General features: G+C 43.3%; 9 protein-coding genes. 7 read left to right on the forward strand and 2 right to left on the reverse strand.

Features of this window, described 5'->3' with window-relative positions:
• Positions 1-17: 17 nt before the first annotated feature.
• Entirely contained in the window at positions 18-1,025 is a 1,008-nt protein-coding gene (locus tag UNH61_RS30595; RefSeq protein ID WP_326995826.1) for a PorP/SprF family type IX secretion system membrane protein, read from the forward strand.
• 63 nt (positions 1,026-1,088) lie between these two features.
• Positions 1,089-3,143 carry an OmpA family protein gene (locus UNH61_RS30600; RefSeq protein WP_326995827.1) on the forward strand — a complete coding sequence of 685 codons (2,055 nt, stop codon included), beginning with the start codon at positions 1,089-1,091 and terminating at the stop codon, positions 3,141-3,143.
• A 206-nt stretch (positions 3,144-3,349) separates the two neighbouring features.
• Here UNH61_RS30600 and UNH61_RS30605 read toward each other — a convergent pair whose 3' ends face one another.
• Complete coding sequence (locus UNH61_RS30605) at positions 3,350-3,847, reverse strand: hypothetical protein (protein ID WP_326995828.1); 498 nt, start codon at positions 3,845-3,847, stop codon at positions 3,350-3,352.
• A gap of 357 nt (positions 3,848-4,204) precedes the next feature.
• On the opposite strand from UNH61_RS30605, the gene UNH61_RS30610 reads away from it, so the two are divergent.
• Together UNH61_RS30610 and UNH61_RS30615 are read left to right on the forward strand one after the other, a co-directional pair.
• Positions 4,205-5,620 carry an MATE family efflux transporter gene (locus tag UNH61_RS30610; RefSeq protein WP_326995829.1) on the forward strand — a complete coding sequence of 472 codons (1,416 nt, stop codon included), beginning with the start codon at positions 4,205-4,207 and terminating at the stop codon, positions 5,618-5,620.
• Positions 5,621-5,698: 78 nt separating this feature from the next.
• A complete protein-coding gene (locus UNH61_RS30615) occupies positions 5,699-6,622 on the forward strand; it encodes a PfkB family carbohydrate kinase (RefSeq protein ID WP_326995830.1) in 924 nt (307 codons plus the stop codon).
• 84 nt (positions 6,623-6,706) lie between these two features.
• Here UNH61_RS30615 and UNH61_RS30620 read toward each other — a convergent pair whose 3' ends face one another.
• A complete protein-coding gene (locus tag UNH61_RS30620; protein WP_326995831.1) occupies positions 6,707-7,501 on the reverse strand; it encodes a S1/P1 nuclease in 795 nt (264 codons plus the stop codon).
• 105 nt (positions 7,502-7,606) lie between these two features.
• Here UNH61_RS30620 and uvrB point away from each other — a divergent pair, with 105 nt between their 5' ends.
• The 3 genes from uvrB to UNH61_RS30635 all read left to right on the forward strand — a co-directional run bounded on the left by uvrB (position 7,607) and on the right by UNH61_RS30635 (position 12,826).
• Positions 7,607-9,661 (forward strand): excinuclease ABC subunit UvrB, encoded by a 2,055-nt coding sequence (gene uvrB, locus UNH61_RS30625; RefSeq protein WP_326995832.1) that lies wholly within the window; start codon positions 7,607-7,609, stop codon positions 9,659-9,661.
• Between the two features lie 410 nt (positions 9,662-10,071).
• Complete coding sequence (locus UNH61_RS30630) at positions 10,072-11,463, forward strand: ammonium transporter (protein WP_326995833.1); 1,392 nt, start codon at positions 10,072-10,074, stop codon at positions 11,461-11,463.
• A gap of 277 nt (positions 11,464-11,740) precedes the next feature.
• Positions 11,741-12,826: a porin gene (locus UNH61_RS30635; protein WP_326995834.1), complete on the forward strand. Its 1,086-nt coding sequence runs from the start codon at positions 11,741-11,743 to the stop codon at positions 12,824-12,826.
• The last annotated feature ends 31 nt before the right edge of the window (positions 12,827-12,857 follow it).

Genomic DNA, 12,857 nt, shown 5'->3' on the forward strand with positions numbered 1-12,857 from the left:
TTCTTAAAAATGTTCCTATGAAAAGGATTTTTATAATTACAATAATTTTGTGGAGTAGTTTGCTTGCCAGGACATCCTTTGCACAGGTTGACCCACACTTCTCTCAGTATTATGCTTATCCGCTATGGTTAAATCCTGCTATGACGGGGATAATCGATGGAGATTACCGTATTACAGGCAATTATCGTAACCAGTGGGCGAACTATGGCAAGCCATTTTCTACAGCAGGTATATCTATAGATGCAGCTACTGATAAAAATATCGGGGTTGGTCTTAACGTACTAAACATGTCAGCGGGAGATGCCGGGTATAATTATTTCAATGCCATGGCCAGTGTTTCGTATAGTGGTGTGAAATTTGGCCCCGCGAAAACCAGTCAGCTGGTATTCGGCATCAATGCGGGGGTAATCAACAGGCGCCTGGATCCTGCTAAGTTTCAAACAGGTAGCCAGTACCAGCCCGTTACGGGATTCGATCCCAGTATTTTTAACGGCGAGAATATCAATAATACTACATCTAACCAGTTTGATGCAGGCGCTGGGGCAATGTATTTCGATGGTAACCCAAATCATATGTTCAATCCGTTTGTCGGATTTGCCGCTGCTCACCTGACACAACCCAGAGATCCATTCTACGACCAGGGATCCCAAAAAAAATTGCCAGTGCGCTATCTCGTAAACGGAGGAACCAGGATCAAGCTAAATGATGCATTGACGCTTACTCCAACGGGCTTGTTCCTGCATCAGGGAAATGCTGAAGAAATAGTGGCTGGTTTGTATGCACAGTTTATGGTGAACACTGAATGTGACTTTCTGGTGGGAGGCAATTATCGCTTCAATGATGCAGCAGTACCTTTCGCCGGTTTCCATTTTAAAAATTTCGTACTCGGCATGAGCTACGATACCAATACTTCCAACATGCGCCGTCTGGTAAATGGCAGTCAGAGCTTTGAAGTTTCGCTTTCCTTCATTAGCCGTAAGAGGAAATTGCTGAATCAGGAATACTTCATTTGCCCCAGATTATAACCTTTTTGGAAATCAGATCAGATGAAGGATTTAACTCATACAGAAAAAAGAAATGGAACCCTCATGAAAAAAATTACACTTTGTTTGCTGGTAGTTTTTTCAGGAATAATCAGCTCTGTGCACGCACAATATGTGTATGATTTTAAACATACAGCTGATGTGTTCTATAATATCAAAGATTATTATTCAGCTGCCCAATACTACAATAAGGCGCTTGGCACATTTAAGATTAAAAAGGAACAGGTATTGCCTTACGCCTTGGGAGGGGTACCTCCAAGTGGGAAAATTAAGGACTATCAACAGGTAGTTGCCCGCCTGGCTGAATCGTATCGCCTTTATTTCGATTATGGCAACGCCGAAACCTGGTATGCCCAGTTGGTAGGGTTTAACAACCCCGCATACCCGCAGGCCCGCTACTGGTATGGTGTTTGCCTTCGCTATAATGGCAAATACCAGCAAGCGCTGGATGAATTTAACAAATTCAAACAAAGCTATACTGCAGCAGATGAGATTTCAGTAAGAACTCCGCTGGAAATCGCCTGCTGCGAGTTTGCATTATCTGAAGCAAACAAAGAACCCAGATATACTATTGAGAAGGTTGCCGGTAATGTAAACGAAGGTGGAGCCAATTATGCCCCGGTTGTATTAAACTCCGGAACACTGATGTTCACCTCTTCCCGCCCGGAAACTCCACCATTACCAACTACTGTTACTCCAAAACAGTCGGCGCATAAAAAACCTAAAGGAACTCCTTATGTAAATGATCTTTACTCTGCCAACGGCGACGAAAATACTTATAGTAACAGCCAGAAGGTAAAAATACCTGCATCCAAAGGATATGATCAGGGTGTATCGGCCATTACGCCTGATGGTAACGCTATGTATCTTACCCGCTGGTATATAAAAGATGGTACAAAACATACCGCTATTTATCTAAGTACCAAACAGAACGGAACCTGGACTGAACCTAAAGTACTCGGCGAAAATGTAAATGTGGCTGGTTATAACTCTATGCAGCCATATATTACAGCCGACGGTAAATACCTGCTCTTCTCGTCTAACAGGCCGGGCGGAATGGGTAAAAACGATCTTTGGTATTGCGTAATGACAAACGGTGTACCGGGATCGGCGCGCAATATGGGTACTACCATCAATACCAAAGATGATGAACAAGCGCCTTTCTATGATGCAGAAAAGAACCTGCTGATATTCAGTTCGGATGGCCGTGTAGGACTTGGAGGCCTCGACTTTTTCTCCAGCGAGGGCGACTTCGGTACATGGTCTGCCCCGGTTAACATGGGCAAACCACTAAACTCAGCAAAAGATGATGTATACTATACCGCTTTGGATAATTCTCATCCGTTTGCTGCAGGGTTTATCAGCTCCGATCGTGAATCAATCTGCTGCCTGGAAGTATTTTCTATTAAACGTGTCCGCAAAATGGCGAGTGGCCTTATCGTCGACTGCGATACCCAACTCCCGCTGGAAGGCGCAACAGTTACGCTCGTGGATACAGTGAGAAGAAAAACTATCCGCAAAACAACACTTGATGCAACAGGCAGATATAGCTTCGAAGTAGATCCTCAGCGCTATTATAAAATCATTGCTGAAAAAGAAAATTATTTCACCAAAGCAATCTACTTCAATACAGAAAGCCTCGACAGAACAGATTCTTTGAATAATCCGTCACTCTGTCTCAAGCATTATGAGATCGAAAAACCAATTGTACTGAATAATATTTACTACGACTTTAACAAAGCTACTCTTCGCGAAGACTCCAAACGCGTACTGGATAGCGTAGTGGATATTCTGAAAGACAATCCTAAGATTACCATCGAAATGAGTGCACACACTGATAGCGTCGGCTCTGCGAAGTACAATGAAAAACTTTCTCAGGCCCGTGCTCAGTCCTGTGTAGATTACATCATTAGTAAAGGCATATCATCCGACAGGTTGATCGCAAAAGGCTACGGAAAATCTAAGCCTATTGCGCCAAACTCATTGCCTAACCATAAAGATAACCCTGAAGGTCGTCAGCTCAACCGTAGAACAGAGTTCAAAGTGTTAAAAAGACAAGTACAGGTGAAAGCTGAAGACGACAATAGCAGTACACAATAGCATTTGCTTATCCATATCCTTTAAACACCATTCAAAGAAGCCGGCAATTAGCCGGCTTCTTCAGTAAGCCGCCATAAAGAAAAATAAATCGGCCAGGCAAAAGAGCGACAGGGAATTGTAATAACAATAAGCTACCCTTTCATCATTGCTGATGAATTGCTCTCCGGCCGGCCCTGATAGTTTTAGTGAAAATTTATAACGATAGATTAATTAGCCTTTCCAAAAATTCCGATGGCTGTAGTGTCTGCTCCTTTTAATATTTTGATGTGAGAAGTAAACGCAATGGCATCATTGTATTTGAAAGTGGTATCTTTTTTTACTCCTGTTTCTTTAGTCACAGAAACTTTTTTCACGTTCTTGAATAACTCTATTTTCATCGCATTACCCGTACCCTTGAATACACCGTTATACAAAGTATCCTTCTTTGGCGTTACAGGTGTTCCGAAAATAAAGTACACATTATGATCTGCGTCTTTGGTGTTTTTAATCAGGTTCACGATTACATTTACAGAACTATCGGTATTTTCAGTGATAGTGATATCTCCTACTTTATTCCCTCTGTCAGCTCCGCCACCTTTTAATTCAAATGATTGGGAGCGTGGAGTTGGTGGTGTTGGGTTATCATCTTTGCTACAGGATACGAATGTTATACCCAATACGGTTGCTACTACTACTCCTGACAGGAGAGCATTTTTGTTGAACATAGACATTAGTTTAAATGGTTTCTTAGATTGCGGTTTCTACAATCATGTGTTATTTTTCTTTATGTAGGTTTTCAGCGCTTACTAACGGTATTAAACGAACGCAGATTTCAAAAGTTACAGGAAGCTGATAAAAATAAATTTATACTTAGATGTTGTAAGAAGATGTTTAACCACCTTTTTTATTTTTTTCGACCACAGAAAAATTTTTTTACATTTGCTAAGCATACTCCCCATGCAATAACCTGTTAGCATTATGAAAGTCTAATCAGACAACGGTACTACGGTTGGTCGCCTTCCGGTTTTCTTAATTGCAGCGTTCATGAAACGCTGTTTACGTTTCACATTTCAAGCTTTTTTATGCCACGTTTCACGAACGCGTTCGCGCGCATTAGTCGTTTTTTTCAATTATTTAAGATAGCTGTAACAGGTAGTGAGAAGGAGTTTACGACAGGGAGTATCAATAGGGCTATCTTTCTGCTTTCTATTCCAATGATACTGGAAATGGCCATGGAGTCGCTGTTTGCAGTAGTAGATATTTACTTCGTCAGTCACCTGGGAGTAAACGCTATTACTACCGTGGGACTTACAGAATCTGTACTTACACTGGTGTATACCGGAGCTATGGGACTGAGTATGGCCGCAACAGCTATGATAGCACGCAGGATTGGTGAAAAGAATCCGGACGCCGCCGCACGGTCAGCTATGCAGGCAATATACCCGGGTCTGGCTATTGTACTGCTGGTGAGTATTACAGGGATTTTCTTTTCAAAAGATATTCTGTTGGCGATGGGAGCGGCAAAAGATGTGGCAGACTACGGTTATGAATATACGAAGATACTATTGGGCGGTAATCTGGTGATCGTAATGTTGTTTCTCATCAACGGTATCTTCCGTGGCGCCGGCGATGCTGCATTGGCCATGAGGGCACTGTGGCTTGCCAATGGATTGAATATCCTCCTTTGCCCGCTGTTGATATCCGGCTGGGGGCCGGTGCCGGCATTGGGACTTAAAGGAGCGGCTATCGCTACTTTCATCGGCAGAGGCTCCGGGGTTGTTTATCAGCTGTATCACCTGGTAAAAGGGAAAGACCTGATCCGGATTACCCGGAAACACCTGGCGCCTTCTTTTCCTGTAATATTTTCCATTCTCAAAGTTGCTGCCGGCGCTACTGCTCAGATGCTGATTGCATCGGCCAGCTGGATATTCCTGGTGCGCATTATATCCAATTTCGGGAAAGATGCAGTGGCCGGTTATACCATCGCCATCAGGATCATCATTTTTACCATCCTGCCCGCCTGGGGGATGGCCAATGCAGCAGCGGCTCTCGTAGGGCAAAACCTTGGCGCACAACAACCCGACAGGGCGGAAACCTCCGCCTGGCGCGCTGCTTTCTTTAATATGCTGTTCCTGGGGCTGGTAGCCATTATTTTCTGGACAGGTGCCCCGGTAATCCTCAGCTATTTTACAAACGATCAAACGGTGGCTGGCTACGCCCTGCAATGCATACGCCTGATGAGTGCGGGGTATATCTTCTACGCCTATGGTATGGTACTAACCCAGTCGTTTAATGGTGCCGGTGATACCCGAACCCCCATGCTGATCAACCTGTTTTCTATGTGGCTTTGGCAGATGCCCCTGGCATATACGCTGGCCGTATTCCTGAAAATGGGGCCGGCAGGCGTGTTCTGGGCCATTGCCATATCAGAGTCGACAGCAGCCATAGCCGCGATCATCCTGTTCCGCAGAGGGGCCTGGAAGAGGGCAAAGATTTAGCTTCACGCTTCCTGTATAAGTAGTACCTTTGCGAGGTTTTGTATTAAATTTAAAATTAATAAAAATAAACTAAGCAACATGTCACTTACAGTCGTAGGCACAATGGCATTCGATGAAATCGAGACCCCATTCGGTAAATCGGGCAGAATTATTGGCGGTTCCGCAACCTATATCGCCTGGGCGGCGTCTAACTTCGTTAAACCAATCAATCAGGTTTCCGTAGTAGGAGAAGATTTCCCGGCTGCTGAACTCCATGCACTGACTGCTAAGGGTGTGAAACTGGATGGTGTACAGATCAAAAAGAATGAAAAGTCTTTTTACTGGTCCGGCAAGTATCATATGGACATGAATACCCGGGATTCCCTGGCTACCGAGTTAAATGTATTGGCTGATTTTCAGCCCGTTATACCAGAAAGCTATCAGGGAAGCGAATTCCTGATCCTCGGTAACCTCACTCCGCAGGTGCAGATGAGCGTACTGGATCAGATGAAGGAACGGCCTAAACTGATTGTAATGGATACCATGAACTTTTGGATGGAAGTGGCGATGGAGGACCTGCTGAAAGTGCTGAAGAAAGTAGATGTGCTGATGGTAAATGATAGTGAAGCAAGACAACTGAGCGGTGAATATTCACTGGTAAAAGCTGCCCGGAAGATCCTGACCATGGGCCCCCGTTACCTGATCATCAAAAAAGGTGAGCACGGCGCTTTACTGTTCTCAGAAAACCACGTGTTCTTTGCCCCTGCGATGCCGCTGGACGACGTATTTGATCCAACTGGTGCCGGTGATACCTTTGCGGGAGGATTCATCGGATACCTGGCTAAAACGAAGGATATTTCCTTTGAAAACATGAAAACAGCCATCATTGTTGGATCAGCCATGGCTTCCTTCTGTGTGGAGAAATTTGGCACTGACCGTATCAGAGAAGTAAACCATGATGATATCACCACCCGCATCGAACAATTTGTTCAGCTGGTGAATTTCGATATTGACCTTGTATAGAATATAGAATAAGAAATAGCAAGAAGACCTTAGCGATAGATAATTATTCGCTAAGGTCTTCTTGCTATTTCTTATTCTATATTCTTAATTCTTGAAAATCCCATTCAATATAGCCGCCAGTCTCACTCCTCCCTTCAGCAACTGTTGATTAAGATCGTTTACAAAAACATAATTATAACGATAGCTGAGCTTGGAATCGGGTTGGGTATAGGCATATATCCGGTCCGATAACTGATGTGAATCAAACATCCAGTCTGCGATAGTGCCCTGCTGCATGGCCTTTATTGCTGCAGGGGTGGCAATGTCCAGCGCTTTGGTATATTCAGTATAGCTCAGCTGCTGATAGTCGATCAATTGCTCATCCCATACCTTATGCAGGTTGGATGGCGTATTGAACCATGTTACATTGATCTTGTTACCGCCCAGATCTTCGTCACGGCCAACATGCAGCGGTTGATGTAAATCTCCCATCAAATGGATCAGAAAAGTAAGCGCAAAAATCTGTTTTTCTTTTGCCACAGAGCGATCTTTCAATTGTTTGATCAACGCCTGGACTTCTGTATAAAGGTTCTCCCCGGTAGCTTCGGCCATTAACTGATCAAATCGGGCACGGTCGATATTGGCTGGAAAATCCAGGTAGTGCCATTGATTGGTATGATCGTACTGATGAGTAGTGTCTGATTTGATGAAATCAGGCCAGTTGGCCACCATCGCCATACTTTGTTTGCCCAGTATATTGGATACTGCCTTCCGGGCTTGCGGAGTAAGATGTAGCCATGCAATTTCAGCTACAATACGATGCCCGTTGGGACCCCATGCAAAAGATGCCATAGGTAACAGGAAGGCCATTAACAGGCCCATTAAGATCTTTTTTCTCATAAGTCGACTTGATAATGAAGGAACAAAAGTAAAGCATCTTTTTTAACACTTATACTTCCTGATTCTTTAGTATTTTTACAGATACCGCTCAAATAAAATTTCAATATGTCATTTAATATCCATGCTCCGTATGCTCCGGCTGGTGACCAGCCCGAAGCCATAAAGCAGTTAACCAAAGGTGTCAGAGATGGAGAACCTTTTCAAACCCTGTTAGGTGTAACAGGTTCCGGTAAAACATTTACCGTTGCCAACGTTATCCAACAAGTGCAACGCCCTACCCTGGTGCTTACGCATAATAAAACATTGGTGGCACAGCTTTACGGCGAACTCAGGCAATTTTTCCCGGATAACGCTGTTGAATACTATGTTTCATATTACGATTATTATCAGCCTGAGGCCTATATGCCGGTTAGCGATACCTATATCGAAAAAGACCTTGCCATCAACGAGGAATTGGATAAACTAAGGCTGAAAGCTACCTCCAATCTCCTTTCCGGCCGGAGAGACATCATCGTGGTAGCCAGTGTTTCCTGCATTTATGGTATCGGTAACCCCGCGGAATATGAGAATGGTATCATCCGTATTCAGAAAGGACAAACAATAGGTCGGAATACCCTCCTGCATGGCCTGGTAAATTCGCTGTACAGTCGTACTACAGGTGATTTTAACCGTGGTAATTTCCGCGTTAAAGGCGATACCGTAGATATTAACCTCCCCTATGTGGATTATGGTTATCGTATCACTTTTTTTGGAGATGAGATTGAGGAGATAGAAACTATTGATGTTCAGAACAGCAAAAGGATCACGGTAGTGGAAAATGCAGCCATTTTCCCGGCTAATATGTACCTCGCGCCGAAAGATATGATGCAGCAGATCATCTTTGAAATACAGGATGAGCTGAAGGCCCAGGTCGACTACTTCAAAGCTAATGGAAAACTGATTGAAGCGCAGCGTCTTTCCGATCGGGTAAATTATGATGTGGAGATGATCAGGGAATTGGGCTATTGCTCCGGAATTGAGAACTATTCACGCTTTCTCGATCGTCGCAAACCAGGTGCAAGGCCATTCTGCCTGCTGGATTATTTCCCGAGCGACTTTCTGCTGGTGGTAGACGAGAGCCATGTGACTGTTCCTCAAATCGGTGCGATGTATGGAGGCGACCGCTCACGCAAACTGAACCTTGTAGAATTTGGATTCCGCCTGCCTTCTGCCCTGGATAACCGTCCGCTCAACTTCTATGAGTTTGAAAATATGTTGAATCAAACCATATTCGTAAGTGCGACTCCGGGCGACTATGAACTGAAGAAAACAGAAGGCGTGGTGGTAGAACAGGTAGTTCGGCCAACAGGTTTGCTGGAGCCACCTATCGAGGTAAGGCCCAGTGTGAATCAGGTGGATGATCTTCTGGAGGAAATAGATAAGAGAGTACAGAAAGGCGACCGCGTACTGGTAACTACACTTACCAAGAGAATGGCCGAAGAGATGGACAAATATCTCGGGCGTATCAATATAAAATCCCGTTATATCCATTCAGAAGTGGATACGCTGGAGCGTATAGAAATACTGCGCGACCTGCGACTGGGGAATATCGACGTACTGGTGGGCGTAAACCTGCTCAGGGAAGGGCTGGATCTGCCGGAAGTTTCGCTGGTAGCAATACTCGATGCGGATAAGGAAGGCTTCCTGAGAGACGAACGTTCCCTGACACAGACCGCAGGTCGAGCCGCCCGTAACGTAGACGGACTGGTAATATTTTACGCAGATACTATTACCGACAGCATGCAGCGTACAATAGATGAAACCAACCGGCGCAGGGAAAAACAGGTTGCTTTCAATATTGAACATAACATTACACCGCGTACTGTCCGCAAGACTAAAGAACAAATACTGGGGCAAACATCTGTATTGGAAGTCAAGCATTTTGATGAAAATTCCCCGATGGCGATACATGATGAAGTGCAATTGGTGGCGGAAGATGCCATGGAATACGCGAAATCATCTGCTGCGGAAGTGAAAACAATCCCTCAGATGGAGAAGTCTATTGCTAAAGTGAAGAAGGAAATGGAGAAAGCTGCCCGTGACCTGGATTTTATGGAAGCTGCCCGTTTACGTGACCAGATGTTTGCATTGGAACGCGAATTACTTGAAATGAAACAGTAAATCATCCGTCGTTGGAATAATATCACATGTAATTATTTTTAATGTAAATGATGTTTTTTTCATTTCAAAACATTTTTAATTTAATTTATACATTATTATTTACCAGGTGCTTATGCTTATTTTTTTTGATTTCCTGTAAGCACTGTACCTGGTAAAATTGAAAAATGTTAACCTGGAGGTAATATACCTTATTATATATTGATAATCAATTATTTATATTAATCATTTTCACTCTCCCAGTCTTACATATTCTGAAAATATATAATTAATATTATTATTAATTATAATATAATTGATTTAATACAGCATTATCGTCCCTCCTATTCAAATTTTTCTATTTTTAGCGCCTTCTATTTGACGTTTTAAATTTCGGGTATACTTTTATTTCAGAAATTTAAAAATCGAACGCTATGAAGAAAAAATCTTTTCAGGACTATCTTCCCTTTATTTTTCTCGCGATAATTGCAATTGTCGGAGTTTTTACACCTTCCCTTCCAAATTTTGCAGATGGTGGTAAATATAATACCGGTGATATCGCCTGGATTCTGGTAGCATCTTCTCTGGTGTTTTTAATGACTCCTGGTTTATCATTCTTCTACGGAGGTATGGTAAATAAAAAGAATGTGATTTCTACCATGACGCAAAGTTTCATTGCCACTGGTCTGATCAGCGTGGTTTGGGTAGTGGTAGGATTCAGTCTGGCGTTCGGTAAATCTTATCATGGTATTATTGGTGATCCCAGCACTTTTTTCATGTTCAAAAATGTAGGGTCAGGAGCCCCATGGAGCCTGGCCCCCACTATTCCGCTGTTGCTGTTTGCGCTCTTCCAGATGAAGTTTGCCATCATTACACCAGCCTTAGTGGTAGGAGCTGTTGCTGAAAGGATCCGGTTTACTTCATATGTATTGTTCATGGTGTTGTTCAGTTTACTGGTGTATGCTCCGATTGCACACTGGACCTGGCACCCCGATGGTATCCTGTTTAAACTGGGTGTTCTCGATTTCGCCGGTGGTACAGTGGTGCATATTTCTGCCGGTTGTGCTGCACTCGCCGGAGCGTTGGTACTGAAGAGAAGAAAAGATCATATTGAAAAGAAAGAGTTGCAACCTGCTAATATTCCTTTTGTATTACTCGGTACTGGCTTGCTGTGGTTTGGCTGGTTCGGTTTCAATGCAGGTTCTGCGTTGAGCGCCAATGCCCTCGCTGCTACTGCATTTGCTACCACTAATACTGCCACTGCTGCTGCTGGTTTATCCTGGGTGTTTTTTGATGTGATCCGCGGTAGAAAACCATCTGCGCTCGGATTCTGCATCGGTGCAGTGGTTGGTCTTGTTGCTATCACACCTGCTGCCGGTTTTGTTGCTATCCCGCAAAGTATATTCATTGGCTTCATTGCTGCGATCGTTTCTAACATGGCAGTACACTGGAAATCAAAAACCAGCATCGATGATACGCTCGACGTATTCCCCTGCCACGGTTTGGGTGGTATGGTAGGTATGCTGCTCACCGGTATCTTCGCTACCAAAATTGTAAATGAAGGCGGTAATAACGGCTGGTTCTATGGCAACTTCGAACTGTTTAAAAATCAGGTACTGGGCCTGTTGCTGGTAGTATCTTACAGCTTCACGGTATCTTATGGGATCTTCAAACTCATTAACCTGATCCATCCACTGCGTGTATCTGAAGAAGAAGAAGCACTGGGACTGGATGTTACACAGCACAACGAAACATATCATCCTTCACTGATCAGTATTTCCGGCAACGGCGCACTGAAAGAAGAAGACGAACTGATACACTCCTGAAAGAAGTTGCCTTATTCAGGCCTTAGTCAGGAATTACAGTTCTTTGAATACCATCTTTATCAACTTTATTAAATACCCTCTTAATGTAAAAAAACTGGAATGGATAATTGATAATTGAATTTGCTGTAAAAAGTGAAGAAACTCGCATCAGTCATTATTAATTATCCATTCCTTCTATTTCTGGGTAGCATCAGAAAACGCATATACACCCCTTGAACAATCCGTAAGAAAAGGCCGCACATTTTACACTTACTATTTATCAATCAAATTCAACAGTATGAAAAAAATGTTAACGACCTTATTCGCGATGGGTCATGCCCTCGTTGCCACGTCTCAGTCCACAACAGATACTACTGCGGCTCCGGCTTTTAAGCTTTCAGGTTCTGCAGATGTATATTATAAATATAATCTCAATGGAAATTATACAGACAATAAAACCAGTTTTACAAATTCCCATAATTCCTTTGAATTGGGTATGGTTTCTCTCAAAGTAGAACATGGATTCAAAAAAGGAAGTATCGTAGCTGATCTCGGATTCGGTAAAAGAGCTGGTGAATTTTCCTATAATGATCTGCCTGGTTCTTCTAATGGCCTGGCAATGGCAATTAAACAACTATATGTTTCCTATCAGCTGACAGAAAAAGTAAAACTTAGCCTGGGTAGCTTTGCTACTCACATCGGTTACGAACTGGTAGACGCCTACGCCAACCGTAACTATAGCATGAGTTATATGTTCAGCTACGGCCCGTTTTTTAATACCGGTTTAAAAGCCGACATTGCCATCACTTCTTCCCTGACCGCCATGGTAGGCGTGTTCAATCCTACAGACCTCAAGTCTGTTTCCCAAAACAGTCATAAATATATTGGTGCACAAATTGGTTTTGCGCCGGCACAAACACCTGTTAAACTATATCTCAACTATCTCGAAGGAAAAGATACCTCCGGTATCCAGAATCACCAGATCGATTTTGTAGCTACTTATCAGTTCAATCCGGTTTGGGGATTGGGTTATAACGCTACCTTCAGTACTTACAGCAACACCACTGAACCTAAAGGCAGCCGGCATAATACCAATTGGTGGGGAAATGCTTTGTATGTGAATGTCGACTTTACAAACAAAGTAGGGCTTACACTCCGGGGCGAATATTTCAGTGATAAGAATGGCCTGAAAGTTTTTGGTGCATTCTCGAATGGTGGCGATGTTGTTGCAGGTACGCTTACGCTGAATTATAAGGTAGGAAACCTTACTATCATGCCTGAATTCAGAATAGATAAGGCTTCTGTTAATCTGTTCCATAAATCAGGAGATAAGCCTACAGATGTGACATCGAATGTTTTGTTTGCTGCAACCTATCATTTCTGATTGCCTGGCTGAATACCGGTGTTCCCTCATA

It is taken from the genome of Chitinophaga sp. 180180018-3, from assembly GCF_037893185.1.
Taxonomy (GTDB): Bacteria; Bacteroidota; Bacteroidia; order Chitinophagales; family Chitinophagaceae; genus Chitinophaga.